20 protein-coding genes are annotated in these 23,967 nt (G+C 73.1%); 10 read left to right on the top strand and 10 right to left on the bottom strand.

The window, feature by feature from the left end; genetic code table 11:
* Positions 1 to 156: 156 nt before the first annotated feature.
* Positions 157 to 3,174, bottom strand: coding sequence for a M4 family metallopeptidase (locus tag ABZ815_RS35160; RefSeq protein WP_357705515.1), 3,018 nt, complete (start codon positions 3,172 to 3,174; stop codon positions 157 to 159).
* A 367-nt stretch (positions 3,175 to 3,541) separates the two neighbouring features.
* Here ABZ815_RS35160 and ABZ815_RS35155 point away from each other — a divergent pair, with 367 nt between their 5' ends.
* Entirely contained in the window at positions 3,542 to 3,898 is a 357-nt protein-coding gene (locus ABZ815_RS35155; RefSeq protein ID WP_357705514.1) for a hypothetical protein, read from the top strand.
* Positions 3,895 to 5,967, top strand: a complete 2,073-nt coding sequence (locus ABZ815_RS35150; protein ID WP_357705513.1) for a hypothetical protein — start codon at positions 3,895 to 3,897, stop codon at positions 5,965 to 5,967. The genes ABZ815_RS35155 and ABZ815_RS35150 overlap by 4 nt, the downstream gene beginning before the upstream one ends.
* A gap of 9 nt (positions 5,968 to 5,976) precedes the next feature.
* Here ABZ815_RS35150 and ABZ815_RS35145 read toward each other — a convergent pair whose 3' ends face one another.
* Positions 5,977 to 7,392 (bottom strand): amino acid permease, encoded by a 1,416-nt coding sequence (locus ABZ815_RS35145; protein WP_357705512.1) that lies wholly within the window; start codon positions 7,390 to 7,392, stop codon positions 5,977 to 5,979.
* 90 nt (positions 7,393 to 7,482) lie between these two features.
* On the bottom strand, positions 7,483 to 10,851 hold the full coding sequence (locus ABZ815_RS35140) for a PDZ domain-containing protein (RefSeq protein WP_357705511.1): 3,369 nt from the start codon (positions 10,849 to 10,851) through the stop codon (positions 7,483 to 7,485).
* A gap of 239 nt (positions 10,852 to 11,090) precedes the next feature.
* Here ABZ815_RS35140 and ABZ815_RS35135 point away from each other — a divergent pair, with 239 nt between their 5' ends.
* The 3 genes from ABZ815_RS35135 (at position 11,091) to ABZ815_RS35125 (ending at position 14,028) form a co-directional block, all read left to right on the top strand.
* Positions 11,091 to 12,215, top strand: coding sequence for a winged helix DNA-binding domain-containing protein (locus ABZ815_RS35135; RefSeq protein ID WP_357705510.1), 1,125 nt, complete (start codon positions 11,091 to 11,093; stop codon positions 12,213 to 12,215).
* 62 nt (positions 12,216 to 12,277) lie between these two features.
* Positions 12,278 to 12,901, top strand: a complete 624-nt coding sequence (locus ABZ815_RS35130; protein ID WP_357705567.1) for a PAS domain-containing protein — start codon at positions 12,278 to 12,280, stop codon at positions 12,899 to 12,901.
* Positions 12,898 to 14,028: a pyridoxal phosphate-dependent aminotransferase gene (locus tag ABZ815_RS35125; RefSeq protein WP_357705509.1), complete on the top strand. Its 1,131-nt coding sequence runs from the start codon at positions 12,898 to 12,900 to the stop codon at positions 14,026 to 14,028. The genes ABZ815_RS35130 and ABZ815_RS35125 overlap by 4 nt, the downstream gene beginning before the upstream one ends.
* 16 nt (positions 14,029 to 14,044) lie before the next feature.
* Here the strand turns inward: ABZ815_RS35125 and ABZ815_RS35120 are convergent, their stop codons facing one another.
* The 5 genes from ABZ815_RS35120 to ABZ815_RS35100 form a co-directional block, all read right to left on the bottom strand.
* Entirely contained in the window at positions 14,045 to 14,824 is a 780-nt protein-coding gene (locus ABZ815_RS35120) for a TetR/AcrR family transcriptional regulator C-terminal domain-containing protein (protein WP_357705508.1), read from the bottom strand.
* Between the two features lie 142 nt (positions 14,825 to 14,966).
* Positions 14,967 to 15,317: a hypothetical protein gene (locus tag ABZ815_RS35115; RefSeq protein ID WP_357705507.1), complete on the bottom strand. Its 351-nt coding sequence runs from the start codon at positions 15,315 to 15,317 to the stop codon at positions 14,967 to 14,969.
* A 173-nt stretch (positions 15,318 to 15,490) separates the two neighbouring features.
* Positions 15,491 to 16,255: an alpha/beta fold hydrolase gene (locus tag ABZ815_RS35110; RefSeq protein WP_357705506.1), complete on the bottom strand. Its 765-nt coding sequence runs from the start codon at positions 16,253 to 16,255 to the stop codon at positions 15,491 to 15,493.
* 69 nt (positions 16,256 to 16,324) lie between these two features.
* Positions 16,325 to 16,960 (bottom strand): GNAT family N-acetyltransferase, encoded by a 636-nt coding sequence (locus tag ABZ815_RS35105; protein WP_357705505.1) that lies wholly within the window; start codon positions 16,958 to 16,960, stop codon positions 16,325 to 16,327.
* A 22-nt stretch (positions 16,961 to 16,982) separates the two neighbouring features.
* Positions 16,983 to 17,372: a MerR family transcriptional regulator gene (locus tag ABZ815_RS35100; RefSeq protein WP_357705504.1), complete on the bottom strand. Its 390-nt coding sequence runs from the start codon at positions 17,370 to 17,372 to the stop codon at positions 16,983 to 16,985.
* Between the two features lie 55 nt (positions 17,373 to 17,427).
* On the opposite strand from ABZ815_RS35100, the gene ABZ815_RS35095 reads away from it, so the two are divergent.
* Positions 17,428 to 18,672 carry an MFS transporter gene (locus ABZ815_RS35095; protein ID WP_357705503.1) on the top strand — a complete coding sequence of 415 codons (1,245 nt, stop codon included), beginning with the start codon at positions 17,428 to 17,430 and terminating at the stop codon, positions 18,670 to 18,672.
* Here ABZ815_RS35095 and ABZ815_RS35090 read toward each other — a convergent pair.
* Positions 18,596 to 20,047: an LLM class flavin-dependent oxidoreductase gene (locus tag ABZ815_RS35090; RefSeq protein ID WP_357705502.1), complete on the bottom strand. Its 1,452-nt coding sequence runs from the start codon at positions 20,045 to 20,047 to the stop codon at positions 18,596 to 18,598. The genes ABZ815_RS35095 and ABZ815_RS35090 overlap by 77 nt on opposite strands.
* A gap of 78 nt (positions 20,048 to 20,125) precedes the next feature.
* Between ABZ815_RS35090 and ABZ815_RS35085 the strand changes: the two genes are divergently transcribed.
* Entirely contained in the window at positions 20,126 to 20,596 is a 471-nt protein-coding gene (locus ABZ815_RS35085; protein ID WP_357705501.1) for a MarR family transcriptional regulator, read from the top strand.
* Positions 20,597 to 20,624: 28 nt separating this feature from the next.
* On the opposite strand, the gene ABZ815_RS35080 is transcribed toward ABZ815_RS35085, so the two are convergent.
* Entirely contained in the window at positions 20,625 to 21,584 is a 960-nt protein-coding gene (locus ABZ815_RS35080; protein WP_357705500.1) for a DsbA family protein, read from the bottom strand.
* A 57-nt stretch (positions 21,585 to 21,641) separates the two neighbouring features.
* On the opposite strand from ABZ815_RS35080, the gene ABZ815_RS35075 reads away from it, so the two are divergent.
* The 3 genes from ABZ815_RS35075 (at position 21,642) to ABZ815_RS35065 (ending at position 23,944) form a co-directional block, all read left to right on the top strand.
* On the top strand, positions 21,642 to 22,205 hold the full coding sequence (locus tag ABZ815_RS35075) for a TetR/AcrR family transcriptional regulator (RefSeq protein ID WP_357705499.1): 564 nt from the start codon (positions 21,642 to 21,644) through the stop codon (positions 22,203 to 22,205).
* Positions 22,206 to 22,327: 122 nt separating this feature from the next.
* Complete coding sequence (locus ABZ815_RS35070; RefSeq protein ID WP_357705498.1) at positions 22,328 to 23,299, top strand: small ribosomal subunit Rsm22 family protein; 972 nt, start codon at positions 22,328 to 22,330, stop codon at positions 23,297 to 23,299.
* Between the two features lie 27 nt (positions 23,300 to 23,326).
* Positions 23,327 to 23,944: a hypothetical protein gene (locus tag ABZ815_RS35065; protein ID WP_357705497.1), complete on the top strand. Its 618-nt coding sequence runs from the start codon at positions 23,327 to 23,329 to the stop codon at positions 23,942 to 23,944.
* Positions 23,945 to 23,967: the final 23 nt, after the last annotated feature.

Raw genomic sequence — 23,967 nt, 5'->3', positions numbered from 1 at the left:
GCACTCCCACCCAGGACAGGCGACCGAGGCGCCCACCCTACTGAAGGATCACGTACGTGATCAAACAGTGGGAAACCAGAACGGAGGGGGTCCGGGTGGACCCCCTCCGTTCCGGCCCTCAGTCACCCCCCGGGTTGCGGGGCGCCGGGCGGATCGTCATCCGATCCGCTGCCAGAGAGCCGGTACGACGTCGGGCGTCCAGTCCGGCTGCGAGGTGTGGGCGATCACGCAGCGGTAGCGGACACCCTGGTAGGTGACCTCGTCGCCGGCGTTGTAGGCGTGCCATTCCTGCCAGGTGTCACCGCCGCCGCCACCGTTCACCGTCAGCGAGAACGACGTGCCGTGGCTGGCGGCGCCGTTCGCGTTGAGGGTGATCGTGTACGTCTGCGCCGGCGTGCCGGCCGACGTGGTCACCGTCACCGTGGACGAGTCGCCCGAGTTGATGGACGCCGGGCTGAACGTCACGGTCGCGCCCGGCGGCACGCCGTCGGCCGCCAGCGTCAGCGGGATCGGCCGGCCGGTGGTGACCTGCGTGCTCAGCGTGGTGGTCGCCGTCCCGCCCGCCGTGACGGTGGCCGACGACGGGTCGGCGGCGACGGTGAAGTCGCCCGCCGGCGTGCCGCCGGTGACCGTGAGCGCGTAGCTCGCCGTCTGCGTCTGGGCGGTGCCGGCGGCCGTCACCGTGATCGGGTAGGTGCCGTTCTTCGCCGTCGAGGCGACGGTGAAGGTCAGCCTGGACGACTGGCCCGACTGGATCGTGGCCGGGTCGAAGGCCACGGTGACGCCGTTCGGCAGCTTGGTGGCCGACAGCGTGACCTGCTGCGGCTGGCCGCCGGTCGTCGCCGTGTTCACCGTGGTGGCCGCGGTGCTCCCGGCCGTCGCGGTGCCCGCCTCCGGGTCGAGCCGGACGGAGAACGCGTCCGGGTCACCGGGACGGGAGACCGTCAGGGTGTAGTTCGCGGTCTGCGTCTGGGCCGTGCCCTGGGCGATCACCTGGAGGGTGTACGTCCCGGCCGGCACGGTGGACGCCGTCGCGATCGTCAGCGCCGACGACTGTCCCGACTGGATGGTGGCCGGGTTGAAGGTCGCGGTCACGCCGGTCGGGAGCGTCCCCGTCCTGAGCTGGATCTGCTGGGCGTTGCCGCTCGTCGTCGTGGTGGTCAGGGTCGAGGCGGTGCTGCCGCCCGCGTCCACGGACCCCGACGCCGGGCTGAGCGCCAGCGAGAACTGGTCGGGGATGGGCCGGTTGACGGTGAGCGAGTAGTTCTGCGTCTGCGTCTGGGCCGTGCCCTGAGCGATCACCTGCACGGTGTACGCCCCCGGAGCCGCGTTCGCCGCCACGTTGAGGGTCAGCGTGGACGACTGTCCCGACTGGATGGTGGCCGGGTTGAACTGCGCGGTCACGCCGGCCGGGAGCGTCCCCGTCCTGAGCTGGATCTGCTGGGGGTTGCCGCCGGTCGTCACCGTGGTCAGGGTGGTGGAGGCCGAGCCGCCCGGGTCGGCCGCGCCGGAGCCGGGGCTGACCTGCAACGAGAAGGTGTCCGGGTTGGCCACGCAGCTCGGGTCGCTGGCGGCCCGGACGCTCACGGCGTCCCAGGCGGCCTTGACCGCGTTGAACTCCACGCAGCTGTTCGGGAACAGCGACTTGGCGGCGTTGAGCGAGGCCACCCGCGCCTTGGCGTGGGTCCACGGCTGGGTCTTGGCCTGCAGCGTGCCCATGAAGATCTTGCCGGCCTTCTGGATGCCGATGCCGGTCACCGAGGACGGTCCGCCCTGGCAGATCGGGCTGCTCGGCTTGCCGCCGCCGGGGTTGTTGCCCTCGGCCAGCAGGTAGAACCAGTGGTTCTGCGGACCGGCCGCCGCGTGCACCTCGGTGGTGGGGATCGCGGTGCTGTAGCAGTTGGGGTCGCCCACCTGGGACGGGTTGTACATGTACCGGATCGGGCCGTTCCCGACGAGGTTGACCTCTTCGCCCACCTGGTAGTCCGGCGGGTCGTTCGGGTTGTTGGCGTACGCCTCGGTCAGCGCGCCGAAGATGTCGCCGGTGGACTCGTTCAGGCCGCCGACCTCGTTGTTGCCGCTGTCGCCGCCGGGGGTGTTGGTGAAGACGGAGTGACCGAACTCGTGGCCGACGACGTCCATCGGGGTGGCCTGCTGGTTGCCGGCCTGGTTGTGGCCGAAGGTGGTGTACGAGCCGTTCCAGAACGCGTTGACGTCGTTGAGGCCGACGCGGATGGGGAAGGACCGGCCGTTCCCGCTGTGGCCGTTGCGGCCCAGCCAGTCCCGCAGCATGTTCCATTCCATCTGGGCGGCGTACAGCGCGTCCACGCAGGCCGTCTCCAGGTCGGTGCCCGACCCGTTGCCCCAGGAATCGGTGCTCTTGGTGTAGGCCGTCCCGCCCTGGCCGCCGCACTGGAGGCCGGGCCTGGTGGTGTCCACCATCCGGTACGAGCCGGCGGACCCGCTGGTGTCGATCGTCACCGTGCCGTCGTAGAAGCCGCGGCCGGTGCCCTCCCGCACCTTGTCGAACTTGTCGATCAGCGAGCCGGACCGCGCGTCCACGAATACGTCGAGGATGCTGGGCCTGCCGGTGGCCGTCCGTCCGGTGACCTGGACCTGCCAGGCCAGCCTGGGCGTGGCGGTGGTCGCGTGGACGACCAGCTTGGCCGCGGACACCTCGTCCACGTTCGGCAGGAGGGCTCGGGCGGTGGCCGACGCCTGCTTGCCCGTCACCGACGGCTTGACCCCGACGTCGATCTTCGCGGTCTGGCCGGTGACCACCTGCTGGATCACCTGTCCGGCCCGGTCGGTGCCGACGACGACCTCGCCGCCGAAGACGGGCAGGCCCTTGTACGTGCGTTCGTAGGTCAGATATTGCAGGCCGTAGGTTCCGGCGACGTTGGCCGAGAGAGTGAAGGCGTCGCCGGAGCCCTTGTGCAGGCGTCCGGCGTCGGCGGCGAGTGCCGCGTCGGCGTTCACTTTCGCGCGGTCGCGCGACTTGGGGTCCGCGGGCGCGAACGCCGGCGGTTCGGTCCGGGCGACGGTGGTCGCCGCGATGGATGCCGTGCTGGATAAGTGTGCTTTCGACGTGGCGCCGGCTGCGCCCGTCATCGGGACGGCCAGGGCCGCCGCCGCCAACACGGCGACGGCGCCCGACTTGAACGTGCTGTTCACTCTGGGTGACTCCTCTCACATGTCCCCGGGGGTGTGGGGATCGAAGGAGCCCTTTGGCTGGGGCTTGATTAAAGTTGCCACCCAAGGTCGTCAGGCGAACAGCTCACAAATTTCCATAACGCCACGGTATGCCGGGCGCACCGGGAGCTCCGGGTCCGCAAGTCCTTGATCTTCATCAAATGGACGCTGATATCCTCCGAAAAAGGGCGGGCTCGAAGGGCGGGGGACGCACGGCTCACCGACGCCGGAACCGCCACAGGCCGCCGTCCGTGGCGCAGGGCGACCCGCGGCCCGTGGTGAACCGGCCCGACCGGTTCCGGCCGGCGATCGACGAGGTCTGACACCGCGTACGGACGCAGGAGGGCACGTGCAGCACGCACCGGAGCAGACAGGCGGGATCCGCGCCTGGGAGCGGGTCGCGGTCGACATGCCCGGCCCGGAGTTCGAGCCGTTCGGGCCATTCGGCTCGTTCGACTCGTTCGGGCCGTTCAGGCCGTTCGGGTCGGAGCCGCCGCGCCCGCAGGGAGACGCGTGCCCCGACGCCGGGCTGCCCGGGGCGTCCGCCTCGACGGTCGGGGCCTCGGAGGCGTGCCGCGCGGCGGTGTGGGCCGTCAACTCCCAGCCCGACGAGGACCTTGCGGCGCCCGATCTCACCGCTGCCCTCCGACGTTTCGACGACGACCGGACGATGCTCGCCCCGTGGCCGAGGGACGCGGCCCGATGAGCGACGCGACGGGAGGCGCCATGGGCGGCGCGGACCGGGTGGACCGGGCGGACCTCGTTCTCGGCCGGCGTCTCGGGCAGGGGGGCCGGGGGACGGTCCACGAGGTGCCCGGCCGCCGGATCAACGGCCAGTGGGACGTCGTCTACAAGGAGTACGACCCCGCCGTCCTGCCCGGCCTCGACGCCGGCGTGCTCGCCGAGATGGCCGGGCTGATCGGCCGGCTTTCCGGATGGGACGCCGCCTGGCTGTGCGACAGGACCGCCTGGCCCGCCGAGGTCGTCGAGTCCGGCGGGGTGGTCTGCGGCTTCCTCATGCGGTCGGTGCCCCACCGGTTCTCCTTCGCCGCGCAGACGCCGTCAGGCACCGAACACCGCCCCGCCACGATGAACCTCCTGCTCGACGACAACGCCTACGCCGTCGGCACCGGCCCGCACGTCGGCCCGCGGGTCGGCGAGCGCGACCGTCTGCTGTTGCTGGCCGACCTGGCCGACACGCTGGCCCGTCTGCACGCGATGGACATCGTCGTGGGGGACCTGTCGCCCACGAGCCTGCTGTTCGCCACAGAGGGCTCCCCGGAGTGCTTCCTCATCGGCTGCGACGCGATGCGGCTGGCCAGGACGGAGGCGTTACCGCAGGTCGAGACGCCTGGCTGGCAGCTCCCCGCCGACGAGCCCAAAGGCACCCCGCAGGCGGACGCCTACAAGTTCGCGCTGCTGGCCGTCCGGCTCTTGGCCCGCGACCGGACCTCCACGGACCCCGGCCGGCTGGCCGCCGTCGGCCCCGGGCTCGCCGACCTCGCGACGGCGGCGCTCGGCGGCCCCGCGGACCAGCGTCCCCGCCCGGAGCAGTGGGCGAAGGAACTGCGCCAAGCCGCATCCACCCCCACCCCCACCCCCACCCCCACCCCCACCCCCACCCCCACCCCCAACCCGCCACCCACCACCAACCCGCCACCCGCTCCGGGATCACCGCCCACCCTCCAACCACCGTCCGCCCTCGGATCACCGCCCGCGTCAGGACCGTCCCCTGCGCTCGGGCCATCGCCCGCGTTCGGATCGCCGTCTGCCCCCGAACCGCCGTCCGCGCTTGGGCCGCCACCCGCCCAGGGGCCGCCGCCCGCGTGGGGACCGTCGCCTGCTTTCGGGCCATCGGCCGGCCTCGGGCCTCCGCGTGGTCCGGTGCCGCCGGGCCCGATGCGGCCGGGGCCGATGCCCCCGCCTCCGTCCGGCGGCGGGCTCAGCACCGGGATGAAGGTCGGGCTCGGGGCCGGGGTCGGGGTGATCGGTGTGGTGCTTGCCGTGGTGGGGGCGGTGGTCGTGGTGTCGGCGGTGAAGGGTCTTGACCGGGGAAGCGGGGAGAGCCTGCTGACCGCGGCGTCCTCCGGCCCGCCCGTCGCCACCGTCCCGACGCCCTGGCCGTCGCCGTCCTCCGCCACCCCGGGCCCCAGCGAGCAGCCGACGGAGACCCCCACCGACACACCCACGCTCGACCTGCCCACCGAGGAGCCGTTCGACCCCGGCGACCTCGACCGCCAGGACACCGACCCGACCCCGCTGACGCCGAGCGCCCTGCTGCCCCGCTCCTTCACCACGGCCAAGGGCGTGCGCTACACCCTCCGGTCGAGCGGCGTGGACAAGTGCCCGGACGCCTACCACGCGGCCAACGTCCGCTCGGTGCTGCGCAAGGCGCGCTGCTCCAAGATGGTCAAGGGCTCGTACGTGAACCCGGGCGCGCCGGCGAACAAGCGCATCATGGTCTCGGTGTGGGTCGTGCCGCTGAAGAACGACGGCCGGGCCGACACCGCGTACGCGCGCCTCGACGACGCCTACGCCGACGCGTGGGGGATCGTGTGCCCGAGGAAGGGCCCCGGCTCCGGGCTGTGCCACTCGACGAGCTGGAGCAGGGCCCAGACCTGGGGATGGGTCGGATACACCCACCGCTACCTGCTGCACACCATGGCCGTCTACACCAACCGCGCCAACGCCACCAGCACCCGGCCCTGGCTCAAGGACGCCTCGAAGGCGGCGTACAAGGCCATCGGGCCCACGGTCTACCAGGACACGAACTGAGGCGGCACGTCAGTCGCGGCGGTTCAGCGCCGAGTGGCGGCGCCCGTAGGCGAAGTAGATCACCAGCCCGATCAGGAACCACACGACGAACCTGAGCCAGGTCAGCGGCTCCAGGAACGTGATCAGCCAGATGGAGAAGAGCACCCCGATCGCCGGCACCACCGGCATGCCCGGCATGCGGAACCCGCGCGGCAGGTCGGGACGCCGGTAGCGCAGCACGATCACCGCCGCGCAGACCACCACGAAGGCCAGCAGGATGCCGATGTTGGTCAGCTCCGCCGCCTCCCTGATCGGCAGGAACCCGGCGATGAGCGCCGAGGCGACGCCGACGATCCAGGTCACCCTGACCGGCACGTGCCGTACGGGGTGGAGCTTGGCGAACCAGGACGGCAGCAGCCCGTCGCGGCTCATCGCGAACCACACGCGGGTCACGCCGAGCATGAACGTGAACATGACGGTCAGGATGCCGACGATGGCGCCGACCGCGATCACGCTGGCCAGCCCCGACAGCCCGACGGACGCGAACGCCGAGGAGAAGCCGCTCTCGGGGTCGATGTCCTGGTAGTTCTGCATGCCGGTGAGGACGAGGCAGGCCAGCACGTACAGGACCATCGAGATGGCCAGGGAGTACAGGATGGCCTTGGGCATGTGCCGCTGGGCGTCCTTCGACTCCTCGGCGGCCGTGCTCATCGCGTCGTAGCCGAAGACGGCGAAGAACACGGTGGCCGCGCCGGTCACCGCCCCGCCGAACCCGAAGGGGAAGAACGGCGTGTAGTTCTCGGTGCGGATGTAGAAGAAGCCCACCACGATCACCAGCAGCACCACCGCGACCTTGATCATGACGACGAACGTCTCGAACCGGGCGGCCGACCGCATCCCGAGGTTGAGCAGGAACGCGATGAACAGGCACAGAATCCCGGCGAACAGGTCGACGACGTGCCCCGGGCCGGTGCCCGGCGCGCCGAGCATCCAGGCGGGCAGGTCGATGCCGAGCTGGCCGAGGAGGAAGCCGAAGTAGCCCGAGATGCCGATCGCCACGACCGCGACGATGGCGGTGTACTCCAGCAGCAGGTCCCAGCCGATGAACCAGCCGACGATCTCGCCGAGCACCGCGTAGCCGTACGTGTACGCCGATCCGGCCTTCGGGATCATGCCGGTGAACTCCGCGTAGGAGAACGCGGCGGCGGCGCTGGCGATGCCCGCGATCAGGAAGGAGATCACGACGGCGGGCCCGGCGGTCTGGTTGGCGACGGCGCCGGCGAGCGCGAAGATGCCGGCGCCGATGATGCCGCCCACCCCGATCGCGGTGAGCTGCCAGAGCCCGAGCACGCGGTTGAGCTCACCTTCGTGCTCGGTGGCGATCTGTTCTACCGGTTTGCGGCGGAAAATCCCGGACCCGCCGCCGAAGCCTCGCGCAGACGTCATGGCGGGGTCCTGCCCTGACAGGATGCCCGCCATGCGCATGACACCGGAAGTCGGACGGACCGGCTCAAGGCGGGCCGGCCCGTCCGCGACCTAGCCGGCGCGTCCCACGGTGATCCGGGTGCGGGCCTCGGTGGCGTTGCCCGCCCGGTCGACCGCCCGGTACGTGACCGTGTACACCCGGTCCTCGGCGCCGTCCCGCTCGGCGCGCAGCGCGAAGGCGGTGTCGTCGGTGCCGGGGTCGGCCCCGCGGACGTCGTCCGCGGCGTCGCCCTGGGAGCTGGTGACCGAGACCAGGGTGACGGTGACGGGCCCGGCGTCGGACGCCTTCAGCGCGACCCGCACCGGGACCAGCCTGCGGTTCGGCGGCCACAGCCGGACGGGGTCCGGCGTGACGGTCAGCGTGGGGGCCGTCGCGTCGATCCGGACGGTGACCGTCCTGGGCTCCTCGACGTTGCCCGCCCGGTCGGCGCTGCGGAAGGCGAGCACGCTCTCCCCTTCGCGGTCCACCCGCACGGGGGCCGTGTAGGGCTGCCAGGCTCCGTCGCCGAGCCGGTACTCGGTGCGCTCGACGCCGGAGCCCGCGTCGGCGGCGGTCAGGACCACGGTGACGGGCTCGGCCGACCAGCCGGAGGGCACCCCGGACGCGGTCGTCACCGGCGCCTCGCCGTCCTCGGTCGTGGGAGCGGAGTGGATCTTGAAGCCGTCCACGATGAAGTACGAGCCGTCCTTCTTGACGCCCTTGAGCGTGTGCGGGCCCGGCGCGAGCCCGGTCTTGCGGTAGACGACCTTCTGGTACACCCGGGTCGGGTTGCTGTTGTCGATCGTGGCGTCGAGCTTGCCGTCCAGGTAGAGGTCGACCTTGCCCTCGTCGGAGTTGACCTGGGCGACGTACTCGACGCCGGTGCCGTGGAAGGCCAGCTCGAAGGAGTCGCCGTCGTTCTGGGTGGCGTGCAGGTCGTCGAGGGTCGAGCCCGCGCCGCCGCGCCGGTCGTTCTTCCAGTCCCAGCCCTGGCCGGTGTAGGTGACGCCGGAGACGTTGTCGATGGTCTCCACGCCGTACGCCTTGGTCAGGCTCACGTCCGACAGCGCCTGCGCCCGCCAGACCTTCAGCGCCACCGGACGCCCGGCGGGCGTGCGGTTGTAGACCTTCCAGAAGCTGTCGCGGTCGGTGACCTTGGTACCCGCGATCTCCCTGATCACGTCGCCGGTGCGCAGCCCCTGCCCGTGGGCGTGGGACCCGGCCGGGACGGCGGCCAGGAACAGGCCGTCGTAGTCGGTGAGCCCGACCGAGGACTTCACCTCGTCGCTGTGGACCTCGGTGCCCGTGGCGCCCATGAGCGGCTCGGCCAGGTTGCCGATCGTCATGCCGGTCTCGGGCTCGCGCCAGGTGAGCGGCGGCGGCGTGGGCGCGCCGGGCCTGCCGAAACCGGTCATCGGGAACGGCTGGAAGCCCAGCGCCAGGGCGGGGGAGCCGGCCTTGAGCGTGTAGTCGAGCTTGGCCGGGTCGGCGTACGGGCTCGCCCCCTCGAACAGCGGGTCGGCGACGACCGAGCGGGTGTCCAGCCCGCGGGCCCGCCAGGCGGCGGTGATGTCGGCGACGGGTCTGCCGTTGTTCCAGAACAGGTTGTCGTCGTAGACGGTCCCGGAGGTGGACGGGTCGCTCTGGATGAAGTCGTAGGGGTCGTCGGTGACGAAGATGTTCTTCTCGACGACGTCGCCGTTGTTCTCGTAGGAGACGTGGAAGTGGCCGCCGCCGTTGACGAAGACGTTGCCGCGCACGGTCCTGTGGAAGCCCTCGCGCAGCTTCACCCCGCCGTTGAGCAGCAGGTTCCCGGTGATCTCGTAGTTGGAGGAGCCGTCGTCGAGGTCGATGTCCCATTGGGAGGAGTGCCGGATCCGGTTGTGCCGGATCTTCGTCGTCTCCGTCGCGTCGAGCTTGGCGTACGCCTTCTTCTGGGCGTCGCCGGCCGTCAGCGGCCAGAACCGGTCGCGGCCCCAGGAGTTGATCGGCCCGTGGTCGGAGGTCTCCTTGACGCAGTCGAAGATGTCGTTGTCCTCGATGACGTGCCCGCCCCACGTGCCGTCGTTGATGTTGACGCAGGCGCGCGGGCCGTCGTGCACGGTGTTGCCGGAGACCGTGACCCGGCGGCTCATCGAGATCTGCACGCCCGAGCTCTGCTTCTCGAACCGGCCGTTGCGGGTCATGTGGTTGCCGCTGACGGTGATGTCGCGCGGGTAGTCCTCGGTCTTCGGGCCCGGCGTGGTGTCGGTGATCGTGCGACGCATGTCGTCCCAGGTGGACGGCTCGCGGACGGCCGCCGGCGAGCCGACGATGGCGACGTCGCTGGCCCCTGACTCGCGGAACTCGCCGCCGGAGACGACGTTGCCCTCGGCGTAGCCGTCCATGAAGACGGCGTTGCCGCCGACCTGGTCGAAGCGGGCGTCGCGGATGGTGATCTGCTTGCTGTTCTTCAGGTAGACCGCGCCGGCGCGGACGATCGCCCAGTCGCCGAGCTGCAGTTTCTCGTACGGGCGGCTGAACAGCGTGCGGTGGGTCTGGGTGAAGGTGAACCCGGTGAAGGTGAGGTCGTGCACCGGCGCGGACGGCGAGTCGCCGACGACGCGGACGAGTTCCTCGCGCTCGGCGGTCTCGACGCGGGCCTCGGCCGGGTCGAGACCGGCGGGCGGCTGGAGGTAGAGGCGGCCGGCGTCCTTGTCGTAGAACCACTCGCCGGGGGCGTCCAGCTCCTCCAGGACGTTCTCCACCATGCGCTTCTGCGGGTGCAGGCCGTCGCCCCGGTTGTTGTCCCCGACCCACTTCAGGATCGGGTCGCCGCCGGGGGCGACGCCGGTCACCCTGAAGGAGTTCCCGCCCCATTCGCCCTGGTGCAGCCCGCGGACCAGCGCGGTCGTCGGGTTCTTCCAGCGGGCGACCCGTTCGGGGGAGATCGCGTCGGCGGCGTACCCGTCGAGCACGGCGACCGTGGGGTCGGCGTTGGGATAGCGGGCCAGGACCTGCCGCGTGCCGTCGAGGAACAGCTCGTCGAAGTCGAGCCCCGGGCCGATGTCGGCGACCAGGGTCGCGCCCTGGTACGGGGTCCAGGCGGGGCTCAGCCGGCGTCCGCCGCTGAGCACGACCTGCTCGCCGGGGGCCGCCTCGTAGACGGCGCCGGAGTCGGCGGGGGTGAAGGTGAGGGGCTCGGCGAGGTGGTAGACGCCGCCGCGGACCCGTACCCGGGGCGGCTCCTGCGCGGACGGCAGGGCCACGCGCACGGCGAGCTGGGCGCGCGCGATCGTCCTGAACGGCGCCGCCTCGGTGCCGGCGGCGCTGTCGTCGCCGTCGGGGGAGACGTGGAAGACGGTGCCGGCCGCGTTGGCGGAGGCTGGGGTGAGGGCGGTCAGTCCGGTCGCGGCGAGAGCCGCCGCGAGGAGCAGCCGCCAGGGCTTGCCATGGCGCACAAGGGCCTCCAGTCGGGGGATGGCCCTCATTGTGGCCAACCCCTCCGGTGAAGACGATCACGTCGAGGTCACGTTTCATCCGATCTATCAACGCCTGTACTCGCCAAGTGAGGCTGAAACAGCCCCTGAATCCCTTTCCTGCTCTGCTTGTGATCGGATCTTTCGTCGCGGGGGGAACGAGGAACGAACCTTGCCGCATCACCTCCTACGGTGAAGGGGAACGCACCGAGGAGGAATTCGTGATCGAACTGTCGTGGCCGCAGGTCAGCGCGCGGCGTCTGGAGCGGGCCCACCTGGCCGCCCCCGCCGCGGACAAGGGCCAGGCCGCCGTCGTGGCCGCCATGTGCGGGGCGCACGCCCAGGTCATGTCGGCGGCCGAGCTCTCGATCGGCCTGCGCCTCGACGGCGTCACCCGCCTCCACGTGCGCGAGGCGTTGTGGGGCGAGCAGGCCCTGGTCAAGACGCACGGGCCGCGCGGAACCGTGCACCTGCTCCCGGCGGCCGAGCTGCCCATGTGGTGGGGCGCCCTGTCGTCGATGCCCGCCGGGCCCGCCGGGGCCGAGGGCGCCCGGATGACGGCCGAGCAGACCGACGAGGTCGTCCGGGCCGTGCGCGACGTGCTGTCCGTGGCCGACATGACGATCGACGAGCTGAGCGACGCGGTCGTCGCCGCCACCGGGCCGTGGGCGGGCGACCTGGTCATGCCGGCGTTCCAGGGCATGTGGCCGCGCTGGCGGCAGGCGATGGCCACGGCGGCGCACCGGGGCGCGTTCGTGTACGGGCCGGCCAGGGGACGCAAGGTCACCTACCGCGTCGCGCCGGACGTCCCCGTGCCGGCGGACGGGCGGGCCGGCCTGGTCAGGGCCTATTTGGCCGCGTACGGGCCGGCCACCCCGGCCCAGTTCGCCCAGTGGGCCGGGGCGCCGGTGCGGTGGGCGGCCGAGGGGTTCGCGTCGGTGGAGACCGAGCAGGTGCTGTTCGACGGGCGTCCGGCCCAGGTGCTGGCGGGGGACACGGCGGTGCCGGACGGGCCGCCGCGCGGTGTGCGGCTGCTGCCGTACTTCGACGCGTACCTGGTCGCGGGCCGCCCGCGCGAGCTGCTCTATCCCGGCCCGGCCTTCCGGCGGGCGCTGGCCGGCGGCCAGGCGGGCAACTTCCCCGTGCTGCTCGTGGACGGCGAGGTCCGCGGCGTGTGGCACCAGCGGCGCTCCGGCAGCAGGATCGACGTCACCGTCGAACCGCTGTCCGGCCTGACCGCCGCCCAGCTCCGCGAGCTCGACGAGCAGGTGGAACGGGTGGCGGAGATCCTGGAGGGCAGGCCGCGCCTGACCATCGGCCCGGTGACCGTGGGCGCGCACGCCTGACGGGCGGCCCGGCCGTCCCGTTTGGACAGACTGTCCGAACTGGACATAAGATCCGAGATGTGATGGAGACGGATGCCCGCGTGCGGCTGTGGTCACCGGTGTGCGAGGCGGTGGCGGCGCTGCTGGCCCCGTACGCCGAGGTGATCCTGCACGACGTCCGCGGCGACCGGGTGCTGGGCGTGTGGAACCCGATGTCCGGGCGCGCCCCCGGCGCCCCTTCGCTGCTCGGCGAGCTGGACCGGCTCGACTCCTCGCCCAACGGCGTCTACGGCCCCTACGAGAAGCTGACGGCCGACGGGCGGCGGCTGTCGTCGGTGAGCGCCGTGCTGCGCGACCCCGACGGCGAGCCGTCCGCGGTGCTCTGCGTGAACCTCGACCGCACCCCGCTGGAGCAGGCCGCGACCCTGCTGGCCGCCTTCGCCGCGCCGTCGGCGCCCCGCCCCGAGGCACTGTTCGAGCAGGACTGGACCGATCGCGTCCAGCGGATCGTCGGCGCCTACGTCCGCGAGCACGGGCGGCCGGTGGAACGGCTGACCCGCGAGGACCGGCTCGCCGTGGTGGCCGAGCTCGAACTGGCCGGGGTCTTCGCCGTCCGGCGGGCCGCGGCCGTCGTCGCGGGGGCGTTGCGAACCTCCCGTTCCACCCTTTACGCCCTGCTCGCCGAGCTCAGGAGGAGCCGACCGTGACCCGACTGCCCGACTTCCGGCTGGAGGTCTACTTCTCTCGCTGGGAGTTCACCGCCCGGCACCACATGGCCGCCTCCGACGCGCAGACCACGACCATGTCCGGCCTGCTCGCCCTGGCCGGCGACGACGACCGGCACGCCTGGGAGACGTTGTCGCTCGGCTACACCGAGACCTTCGGCGACCCCGGGCTGCGCCAGGCCGTCGCGGACACCTACGAGCAGCTCACCGCGGACGACGTGATCGTCTTCGCGGGCGCCGAGGAGGCCCTGTACCTGGCCATGCAGGTGCTGCTCGGCCCCGGCGACCACGCCGTGGTGGTCACGCCCTGCTACCAGTCCGCCGAGACGGTGCCGGCGTCGTTGTGCGAGGTCACCGGCGTCGCGCTCGATCCCGACCGCGACTGGGCGCTCGACCTCGACGCCGTGGCCGCCGCCATCCGGCCGAACACCCGCGTGGTGTCGGTCAACTTCCCCAACAACCCGACGGGCAAGGTCATCGGCGCCGCCGACCTCGCCCGGCTGGCCGAGCTGTGCGAGGAGCGCGGCGTCCACCTGTTCAGTGACGAGGTCTACCGCGGCCTGGAGCTCGACCCCGCCCGTACGCTGCCGCAGGCCGCCGACCTGTCGCCGACGGCGCTCTCGCTGAACGTCACCTCCAAGTCCCTCGGCCTGCCCGGCCTGCGCATCGGCTGGATCGCCTGCCGAGACCGCGAGCTGCGCGCCCGCCTCGAACGCGCCAAGCACTACACGACCATCTGCAACTCCGCGCCCAGCGAGATCCTGGCCCGCATCGCGATCAAGGCGCGGGAGACCATCCTGGAGCGCAACCGCGGGATCATCGCCGCCAACCTGCCCCGGTTCGAGGCGTTCTTCGGGGAGTTCGGCGACCTGTTCGAGTGGCGGGCGCCCGACGGCGGCTGCGTCACGTTCCCCCGCTACCTGGGCGCCGACGGCGTCGAGGCGTTCTGCGCCGAGCTGGTCGAACGGGCCGGCGTGCTGCTGCTTCCCGCGAGCGTCTACCGGTCGGGGCTCACGCCCACGCCGGACGACCGGTTCCGCCTCGGCGTGGGCCGCAGCGACCCCGGGCCGGCCCTGGAAGCCTGGGCCTCCTTCCTCAGGAGGCGCTGACCCCGGCGGGCGCGGGTCAGCCCGCCCCGACGGCGACCTCCACGCCGTCGAGCAGCACGGTGAGCCCGACCGTGAACGCCTCGTTCACCTTGTGCTCCACGTACGGCTCGCCCTCGCCGGGGACGCCGCCCTCGCTCTCCACCCAGGCCACCATGGGGAAGCGGGCCGCGAACCCCGGCGCGACCTCCTCCAGCAGGCGCGACCGGGTGAGCCACCACTCCTCGTCCGACACGCCGGTGGCCGAGGGGGCCTGCCGGGACTCGGCGACCGTCCTGGCCGCGCCGCGGACGAAGTCGAACAGCAGCGACACCACGCCGCGCAGCCGGGGCGGGCGCAGGCCGGTCTCGCGCAGGATCGCGACCAGGCTCTCCAGCAGCGCGAACTCGTTGGGGCCGAGCACCGGCCGGGCCTGCGACACCTGGAGCAGCCACGGGTGGCGCTGGTAGAACCGCCACAGGTGCTCGGCCCACGCGGTGACCGCCGCCCGCCAGCCGCCGGCCAGGTCGTAGGCGGTGGGCAGCTCGCCCAGCGCCTTGTCGTACATGAGGTCCACCAGCTCGCCCTTGCTGGGGACGTAGGTGTAGAGGGCCATGCCGGTGCGGCCCAGCCGTTCGCCGACCTTGCGCATGGACAGCGCGGCCATGCCCTCGGCGTCGGCGACGGCGATGGCGGCGTCGACGATCACGTCCACGCTCAGGCCCGGTTTGGGGCCGGGACGCGACTCGCCCGGCTCCTCGGTCCGCCACAGCAACGCCATCGAACGGCGCGCGTCCCCCTGCCCGGCGAAGACGACCACAGTACCGACTCTCCTCTGCCGTGGATCTCTTTACGGCAGAAGATATCAGCGGCCGGGGGCCTGCCCGGAAGCCGCCGCGGGGACGCGCCGATCCCGGCACCCTCGCGGGGCGCCGGGATCGAGGTGTGTGAGGGGGCCGGTCCTAGACGCCGACGCCCGCGCCCGGGCCGTAGCCGTGACCGATCCAGTTGCCGTTGCCGCTGCCCGGCCAGTTGTGGCGGTCGTGGTCCTTGTGCTTCCAGCCCCAGCCCTCGTCGTCGCCGTCGAAGCCGTGCTCGCCGCCCTTGCAGGCGTCGGCGTCACGGGTGCCGGCGAACCTGCCCTCCTTCGTGACGTGGTGGTACGTGGAGTCGTCGTTCGTTCCGAGGCTGCAGTTGTCCGGGTACCAGTGCCTCTCGTCGTTCCAGGTGTCCGCGGCGGCCACGCCGGCCATGCTGAACACCGTGGCCGCGACGAGCAGCGCACCGCCGGCGGCGATGAGGTTACCTCTCATGAGCTCCCCCTGTAATCACGAAGTGACATCGGCCATCACTATACGTAGCGATCTTGGACGGCTTCCGCAGCGCCACACCCGGTTTCCCCCAACAGCGGGCCCCCGACCAGCAAACTCCAGGACGCCGGCGGCCCCGGCCTGGCAAGGGAACGCGGGCCGCCGGACCGCCGTCCTCAGGCGAAGAACTCGGCCAGCGCCGGCCCGAGCACGCCCGGCTCGACGTCGTGGAACCCGCCCGGCAGACGGCGGTGCCGCGCCCCCGGCACGGCCTCGGCGACCGCCGCCGTGGACGCGTGCAGCCTCTCCGGGCTGGCCGCGCTGTCGATGAGGAGCGTGGGCACGGCGAGGCCGGCGTACCGGGACAGCGTGGCCGTGCCGGTCAGCCGGAGGTCGTGGACGAGCGTGGGCGCGATGCCCTCCAGCACCGGACGGGACGGCGACCCCGCCATGGCCGCCACCATCTCGGGCGGGATGCCGACCGAGAGCTGGAACGCCTCGACCGCCGCGCCGCGCCGCCCCTCCTTGACCAGCCTGTCCAGCTCGTCGCCCAGCCCGGCGTCGTCGCCGAGCGGCGGCGGCTCGAACAGCGCCAGCCTGGCGATCGGCACCCCGGCCGCGGCCGCCTCCAGCGCCAGCACCGCGCCGGAGGAGTGGCCGAAGACGCGTACGTCGCCACCGGCCCGCCCGATCACGGCGGCCAGGTCGTCCACCTCGCGCGCCACGGAGAAGTCGGCGCTTTCGGTGCCGTCGCCGCTGTCGCCGCGCCCGCGCCGGTCGTAGGTGAGGACGGTGAAGCCGCGGGCCAGTTCGGCCGCCAGCGGCCCGCCCGGCCCCGAGCCGCGGAAGCACATCGCTCCGTCCACCAGGACGACGGCGGGCCCCTCGCCTGCCTGGTCGTAGGCGATGCGGGTGCCGTCACCGGAGATGACCGTGTTCATCGTTGTCCCTTTCCGTTGTGTTCCGATGCCCTCCCGACGAACGGGACCCGCCGGGACAGACACCTTCGTTCAGCCGTCTTCCGGAAGAAGCAGCACCTCGGCGCCCATCGGGAGGTAACCCGCCGCGAGGAAGGCCCGTACGCTCGCGGCGTTGCCCGGCGCGATCTGCGCCCACAGCGGGCCGGGCGTCAGGTGCCTGGCCGCCGTGGCCAGCGCCCTGCCGAGCCCCCGCCCGCGGTGCTCCGGCTCCACCTCGACGGCCGCCTCCCAGCGTCCGGCCACGCCGCGTCCCAGCGTGACCAGGCCGCCGCCGTCGCCGGTGACCCACACCCGCACGGCGTCGCGGTGGCGGCGGGCCCGGACGACCCGCGGATGGTCGGCGGCGGCGAGCTCCTCCAGCGGGAGCGGAGGCGGCCCGGGGAGCGGGGTGGCCAGCGCGAGCAGGTCGAGGTTGCCGGTCCGCCGGCCGGTCGCGGCCTCCATCGCCGTCAGGAACGCGGGCATGAGCGGGGCCGACAGGTCGCCGGCGGGCAGCAGGGCGTGCACCCGCGCCGGTTCGACGTCGGCGAAGACGACCGTGTGGGCGGTGAAGGCGATGATCCCCGCGTCGCGCTCCGACGGCTGGGGCAGGACGGTCACGGTGCCGTCGGGGGCGGGCGGGTGGCCCGACGCCGCGTCCGAGAGAAGGTCGGCCAAGGTCTCCATGCCCCTCATTCCAGCAGAACGATCAGGCGGAGGCCGCGCCCTCGCCCGCGGCGGACCGCACGGCGGCCAGGTAGGCGTGGATGGCGTCCCGGTTGCGGGACAGGCACTCGATGCGCTGCTGGATGCGGCCAGCCTCGGCCTGCAGCAGCTCGGCCAGCTCGGACGTCAGGCACGCCGGATGCAGGTGGATCTCGTCCGGCCTGGTCAGGAACGGCAGGATGCGGCGGATGATCTCCGTGGTGAGGCCGGAGTCGAGCAGACCGCGGATCTGCTGGACCCGGTAGACCGCCGACTCGGGGTAGTCCCGGTAGCCGTTGTCGGCGCGGTCGGGGTGCAGGAGGTCCTGCTCCTCGTAGTAGCGGAGCATGCGCGTCGGCACGCCCGTACGCTGGGACAACTGTCCGATCTTCATGCTTCCCTCGGGTGATTTGCCTTCACACTGATGTGAAGGTTTCAGCATAGGCGGCATGTCTCCTGCGAAACTCCCGTGGGCGGGCCTGCTCGCGCTGTTCACGGCGGCGTTCACGGCCGTGATGACCGAACTCCTCCCGGCGGGCCTGCTGCCGCAGCTCTCCGGCGCCCTCGGCGTGCCGGAGGGAACGGCCGGCTTCCTCGTGACCGCCTACGCGGTCGCCTCCTTCCTGGCCGCGATCCCGCTGACCGCGCTGCTGCGCGGGCTGCCCAGGCGGCAGGTGCTGGTGGCCGCGCTGAGCGGGTTCGCGCTGCTCAACGCCGTCACGGCGGTGTCGTCGTCGTACGCGGTGACGTTCGGGGCGCGGGTCGGCGCGGGGGCGATGGGCGGCATCCTGTGGGCCATGCTCGTCGGGTACGCCGCCCGCATGGTCCCCGCCGAGCGCCGCGGGAGGGCCATCGCGATCGTCTCGGCCGGGATCACCGTGGCGCTGTGCGCGGGCATCCCGGCGGGGACGCAGCTCGCGGCGGCCGTCGGATGGCGGGCGGCGTTCGGGTCGCTGTCGGCGGTGGCGGTGGTCCTGGTGGGCTGGGTCATGTGGAAGGTGCCGCCCTTCCCCGGCGAGCCGGCGGCGCGGCGGGTGCCGCTGCGGCGGGTCGCGGTCATCCCCGGCGTCAGGACCGTGCTGGCGGTGACGGTCCTGGTGCTGCTGGGGCACCAGGCGATGTACACGTACCTGGCGCTGTTCGCCGAGCGGGCGGGGTTCGGCCGGCCGGGGGCCGTGCTGCTGGTGTTCGGCGTGGCCACGGTGGCGGGGATCTGGGTGGTCGGCGCGGTGATCGACCGGCGTCCGCGGGCGACCCTGCTCGCGGTGCTGGCGGCGGTGGCCGCGTCCATGTCGGCCCTCGGCCTGTACGCCGGGTCCGCCGCGGTGCTGCTGGGCGCGGTCGCGTTGTGGGGCATGGCGTTCGGGGGCGCGCCGACCTTGTTGCAGACCGCGCTGGTCACCGCCTCGGGGCCGGACCACGCCGACGTGGCCACGTCCATGCAGACCACCGTCTACAACGCGGGCATCGCGGCCGGATCGCTCACCGGAGGGCTGGTGCTGGAGGGCGCGGGGGCGGGCGCGCTGCCGTGGACCGCGCTCCCGGCCGCCGTCGCCGCCCTGGCCATCGTGGCCGCCGCCCGCCGGTACGCCTTCCCGGCGCCCGGCGGCCCCGCGGTCAGAAACCGTGCCTCGACAGCGGCGGCACCAGCTCCCGCTCCTCGTACGACAGGTGGGACAGCAGCGCGTCGCTGAGCAGGTCGACGGCGGTACGCAGGTCGTCCAGGCCGCCGGGCTCGCCGACGAAGGCGACCAGCGTGCGGTCCACCCGTTCGATGATCTTGTGGATCGCCTCGTGCTCCTCCTGGAGGCGGTCCAGCACGGGCGCGAGCCCCGGCTCGGCCCGGCGCAGCTTCGGGAAGACCATGCTGTCCTCGCCGGTGTGGTGCATGGTGACGAGCCGGCAGTACGACTCGCAGTACGCCCCCAGCGTCCAGTTGTTCTGCCGCATCGTCATGGTCGCGATGTGCGAACGGGCGGCGCCCGCGTCGATCGTCCCCGCGGCCACCTGCTCGACGAGGTCGCGGAGCTGGGCCAGCTCGGCCCGCAGGTGGTCGTGCACGTCCACGAGGTGCTGCCCGGCGGCCTGCTCCTGCGGGGTGTAGCGGCGGCCCGGGGCGGGGTCGGGCGCGGTGGGGCGGGTGGCCTCGTCCCAGACGCGGGTCTCGGGGCGGGTCTCGGGGCGGCGTTCCGGCTCCGGGGACCGTCCGCGCCCGGCGGCGACCAGCTCGCGTACGGCCGGGGCGGTCTCGGCGGCGAACCGCTCGAACTGCCGCGGATCGCCGGACATGAGGATGAAGCCGCTCACCCCGTGGACGAGCGCGAGCTCGGCGAGCTGCTCGGCGGGCAGCGGCTCGGCCAGGTTGAGCAGCCGCCGCACGTCGGACGGCGACCGTCCGGCCTCGGTGGCGGCCTCGTCGATGACGGCGTTCCCCTCGGCCAGGGCGGCGGCGTCCGTGAGGCGGGGGAGCGAGGGCAGCCAGCCGTCGGCCAGCCGCCCGGTGAGCCGGAGCATGCGTGGCTTGTACGCCCCGATCCAGATCCCGATGTCGTGGGCCGGTCGCGGGCCGCGCTTGAGCCCGTCCACCCGGTAGTGCTCGCCGCGGTGGTGGATGCCGCCGCGCGTGCCGGTGTCCCAGCTCGCGCGGATGATCCCGATTCCCTCCTCCAGTGCGTCCACGGCCTGGGCCGGTGTGTGCCGGGGGCCGCCCATGGCCTCGATGGCGTCCCAGTAGCCGCCCGCGCCGAGCGCCAGCTCGAACCGGCCGTGGCTGAGCAGGTCGAGGCTGGCCGCGGCCTGGGCGAGCACGGCCGGCGGGCGCAGCGGCAGCGGGTGCACGTTGCCGGCCAGCCGGATGTGCTCGGTGCGCGCGGCGACGAAGGCGAGCAGCGTCCAGGTGTCGAGGAGTGTGGGCTGGTAGGGGTGGTCCTGGAAGGTCACCAGGTCCAGCCCGGCGCGCTCGGCGAGCTGGGCGAGGGCCACGACCTCGTCCGCCTGCCCGGCGGCCGGGACGAGGTTGGCGCTGAACATCAGGTCGTGTCCGTAGTCGGGCATGAGGGGCTCACCCATTAGTTGGTTGTACGAACTGTTTGTGTCGCGAAGTAAATTTAGTTCGTTCCGCCAACTACTGTCAATTACACTGGTCGCATGGTCGCCACCGAAGCGCCCGGCCTGAGCCTCACCGAGGCGCTCGTCCGCCTGGCGCACCTGGTCCATCAGGTCTACGGCGAGGTCAGCAGGGAACACGACCTGACCCCGCAGCAGGCCCAGCTCCTGTGCCTGCTGGTCGACGGGCCCATCGGGATGACCGGGCTGACCCGGGCGCTGCACCTGGAGAAGTCGAGCCTGACCGGGCTGGTCGACCGCGCCGAGAAACGCGGGCTGGTGGCCCGGGTGCGCGACGCGCGCGACCGCCGCGCCTGCCTGATCGAGCTGACCTGCGCGGGCGCGGAGATCGCGGTGCGTGCCCACGACGGGGTGACGGCCCGCCTGGAGACGCTGGCCGCCGGTCTGCCCGCGCCGCACCGCGACCTGCTGGCCGGGACCATCGGGACGATCCTGACCGAGGACACCGCCCGTACGGGCCGCGCCTGGGCCGCCCCCGAGCCCGGCCGCTGACCGGCCGGCCGGCCGCCGTGGCTCGGCGTCAGGCGTAGTCGGGGGTCATGGCGGCGGCCAGGGTCAGGTGCGGGGCCGCCTGCTCCGGGTGGCCCTGGCGGTGGAGGGTGCGGCCGAGGAGGTGACGGGCGTAGGAGTCGTCGGGCGCCTCGGCGACCAGGCTCTCCAGGGCCGTACGTGCCCGGCCGAGCTGGGCCGAGGCGAAGTACGACCTGGCGGCCAGCAGCCGCACCCCGCGATCCGTCCCGTGCTCGTCGAGCAGCGGGCGCAGCAGCGTGAGCGCGCCGAGCGGGTCGCGCTGGTCGAGCAGCGACTCGGCGAGGCGCAGGCGCTCCACCTCGGCGGGCAGCCGCCTGACCGGGTGGCCGGCGGCGTCGGCCAGGAACTCCCTGATCACGTCCGGCGGCTGGGCCCCGGCCAGGGCGCGGTCGCCCGCCACGATGGTCGGCGACGTGCGCACGCCCTTGGCCTTGCCCGTGAGCAGCAGCTCGCGCACCAGAGCGGAGCCCCGCCCGTCCCACGGCACTCCGGACTCGGCGGCGATCGCCGACAGCACGGCCGGGTCGCCGATGTCGCGGGTCTCGACGAAGTGGGCCGACAACACCCGCTCGACCACGGCCGACTGCAGGGCCGCGCCACCCGTCTCGTACGCCACGGCGATCAGCCGGTGGGCCTCCAGCGTGTTGGGCCGCCAGGCCGCCCCCCACTGCTCCCCGAGCCCCTCGTCGGCGGCGATGCCCGCCACCCGCACCCGGTTGCCGGCCGGGGACAGGCCGGGCGAGCAGGCCCGCAGCGCCTCGTCGGCCATCGGGTCGCGCAGCGCCTCCGCCAGCGGCTCGGCCTTCGCGGGGGCCGACGGATCGATCTGGTACGGCCGCCAGACCACCTCGACCGGCTCGCCCTCCCAGGACGCGAGGGCCTTCTCCAGCCGCCGCTTCCCGATGTGGGCCCATCCGCAGACCATGTCCGCCCAGACTTCGATTCGCATGGCAGGCAATCTATGCGACAACTGTCGATTAGTCAACACGTGTCGTATAGTGGCGGCGTGAACCCGGATGATCCGCGCGCGCGGCGTACGCGTGCCCGTCTCAAGGCCGCCGTGCTGGAGCTGGCCGCCCGGCAGGAGCTGGGCAGCATCACCATGTCCGCGCTCGCCCAGCACGCCGAGGTCAACCGCGCCACGGTCTACCTCCACTATCCGGACGTCGACGCGCTGGTCACCGACGCCATGGAGGACGCCGTCACCGCCGTGGCGCGGGCGGCCGCCCTGTGCCCGCTCGACGCCCCCCGCGACCGGCCGCCGGCCCCGCTGGCGGAGCTGTTCGACCACGTGGCCGCCAACGCCACCCTGTACGAGCGCATGCTCGGCGGCCAGGGCAGCGCCCGCTTCGCCGCCCGGATGCGCGAGCGGCTCACCGAGGAGCTGACCGGGCGGTTCGCCGTGGGCAACCGTCCGGCGGGGTTCGAGGACGTGCCCGCCGACGTGCACGCCGCCTTCCTGGCCGGGGCGCTCATCGGCGTGATCACGCACTGGGTGTGCGGCGGCTGCCTGGACGCCGGCGCGGCCCAGTCGTTCTGGCGGCTGTTCCGGCCCCCGGTTCCCGGCTGAGCTCCGCCGCCCCCTTGATACGCTGCGTCGCGACATCGCTGGACGGACGGCAGTTCACCGGCCCCTCGCCGAGGTCGACACCGCCCCTTCCCCGACACCGCCCAGACCGCCAGGACGACACGATGACCATGCTCCCCGACGAGCTCAGGACCGCTCTGGAGTCGGCCCTGGCCCGCTACGCGCCGCACGACCTGTCCCGCGCAACGGAACAGCTCACCGAGCGCTACCGCACCGGCCCGTCCGCCGCCGCGCCGCACCTGCGCACCCCGGCCGACATCGCGGCCTACGCCGCCTACCGGATGCCCGCCACGTACGCCGCCGCGGGCACCGCCATGCGCCGGGCCGCCGCGATGACCCCGGGTTTCGCGCCGCGGACGCAGCTCGACGTGGGCGGCGGCACCGGCGCGGCGGTCTGGGCGGCCGGGCCGGTCTGGCCCTCGCTGGAGCGCGTCACCGTCATCGAGCACGACCCCCAGATCATCGAACTCGGCCGGCGGCTGGCCAGGACCGCGCCCGTGCGCGACGTCACCTGGCGGCGCGCCTCGATCGACCCGGGGCTCGACCGGCCCCCGGCCGACCTGGTCACCATGTCCTACGCCCTGAACGAGCTGCCCCCGCAGCGGCACGCCGACGTCGTGCGCTGGCTGGCCGGGGACGCGACGATGGTGATCGTCATCGAGCCCGGCACCCCCGCCGGCTACGCCAACATCGCCACCGCCCGGGAGACGCTGACAGGGTGCGGCCTGACCATCGTCGCCCCCTGCCCGCACGACGGCCCCTGCCCGATCCGGCAGGGCGGCGACTGGTGCCACTTCTCCGTACGTCTGCCGCGCACCTCTCTCCACCGCCGCGTCAAGTCGGGCACGCTCGGCTTCGAGGACGAGAAGTTCTCCTACGTGGCCGCCGTACGGGGGGAGTGGCCGCGAGCGGCGGCCCGCGTCCTGCGCCACCCGCAGAAGCGCAAGGGCATGGTGTCGCTGCGCCTGTGCACCGGCGACGAGGTCCGGGACGTGGTCGTCTCCAAGCGGCAGGGCGAGCTGTACCGGCTGGCCCGCGACGTCGACTGGGGCGACGACTGGCCGGCCGCCGACTGACCGCCGCCCGGCGGTAGGGTCGGCGAAATGGACCATGACGAGGTTTTGGCGCTGTTCGACCGGCAGTCGCGGCGGGAGGCGCGCCCCGACGGGCCGGGCGCCAGGGTCGAGCGCGACGGCGACGTGGTCCGCCAGGTCGGGCCGCCGCACGCGTGGAACGGCGTCCTGTGGTCCGGCCTCGACGAGGAGAGCGCCGACGCGGCCGTCGCCCGCCAGGTGCGCTTCTTCGGCGACCTCGGCCTGGGGTTCGAGTGGAAGCTGTACGCCCACGACCGGCCCGCCGACCTGGCCGACCGGCTCCTGGCCGCCGGGTTCGCCGCCGAGCCCGCCGAGACCGTGATGGTGGCCCGGATCGCCGACCTCGACACCACGGTCGAGCCGCCCGACGGCGTGCGCCTGGTGCCGGTCACCGACGCGGCGGGCGTGGAGTCGCTGGCCGAGGTGCACGAGCTGGCCTTCGGCACCGACAGCGGCCGACTCCGCGACCACCTGCTGGCACGGCTGTCCGACGACACCGTCGTCCCCGTCCTGGCGGTGGCGGACGGGCGGCCGGTGAGCGCGGACGCCTCCGACCAGAGCCGGCCGATCCTGCTCGGGCTCGGGTTCGTCCCGCTGACCACGACCACGCCGTACGTGCGGCCCTGACCTCGCCGGTACCCTGGGCACAC

Source organism: Nonomuraea sp. NPDC047529, from assembly GCF_040642995.1.
Lineage (GTDB): Bacteria > Actinomycetota > Actinomycetes > Streptosporangiales > Streptosporangiaceae > Nonomuraea.
Note: the sequence above shows the minus strand (reverse complement) of the source record. Positions and strands in the feature narration are given on the sequence as shown.

Excerpts from the sequence above, each read along its gene's own strand:
- ABZ815_RS35150 (WP_357705513.1), top strand. The coding sequence starts at position 3,895 with ATGAGCGACGCGACGGGAGGCGCCATGGGCGGCGCGGACCGGGTGGAC.
- ABZ815_RS35080 (WP_357705500.1), bottom strand. The coding sequence starts at position 21,584 with ATGCGAATCGAAGTCTGGGCGGACATGGTCTGCGGATGGGCCCACATC.
- ABZ815_RS35105 (WP_357705505.1), bottom strand. The coding sequence starts at position 16,960 with ATGGAGACCTTGGCCGACCTTCTCTCGGACGCGGCGTCGGGCCACCCG.
- ABZ815_RS35110 (WP_357705506.1), bottom strand. The coding sequence starts at position 16,255 with ATGAACACGGTCATCTCCGGTGACGGCACCCGCATCGCCTACGACCAG.
- ABZ815_RS35115 (WP_357705507.1), bottom strand. The coding sequence starts at position 15,317 with ATGAGAGGTAACCTCATCGCCGCCGGCGGTGCGCTGCTCGTCGCGGCC.
- ABZ815_RS35065 (WP_357705497.1), top strand. The coding sequence starts at position 23,327 with ATGGACCATGACGAGGTTTTGGCGCTGTTCGACCGGCAGTCGCGGCGG.
- ABZ815_RS35090 (WP_357705502.1), bottom strand. The coding sequence starts at position 20,047 with ATGGGTGAGCCCCTCATGCCCGACTACGGACACGACCTGATGTTCAGC.
- ABZ815_RS35130 (WP_357705567.1), top strand. The coding sequence starts at position 12,278 with ATGGAGACGGATGCCCGCGTGCGGCTGTGGTCACCGGTGTGCGAGGCG.
- ABZ815_RS35145 (WP_357705512.1), bottom strand. The coding sequence starts at position 7,392 with ATGACGTCTGCGCGAGGCTTCGGCGGCGGGTCCGGGATTTTCCGCCGC.
- ABZ815_RS35095 (WP_357705503.1), top strand. The coding sequence starts at position 17,428 with ATGTCTCCTGCGAAACTCCCGTGGGCGGGCCTGCTCGCGCTGTTCACG.
- ABZ815_RS35070 (WP_357705498.1), top strand. The coding sequence starts at position 22,328 with ATGACCATGCTCCCCGACGAGCTCAGGACCGCTCTGGAGTCGGCCCTG.
- ABZ815_RS35085 (WP_357705501.1), top strand. The coding sequence starts at position 20,126 with ATGGTCGCCACCGAAGCGCCCGGCCTGAGCCTCACCGAGGCGCTCGTC.
- ABZ815_RS35100 (WP_357705504.1), bottom strand. The coding sequence starts at position 17,372 with ATGAAGATCGGACAGTTGTCCCAGCGTACGGGCGTGCCGACGCGCATG.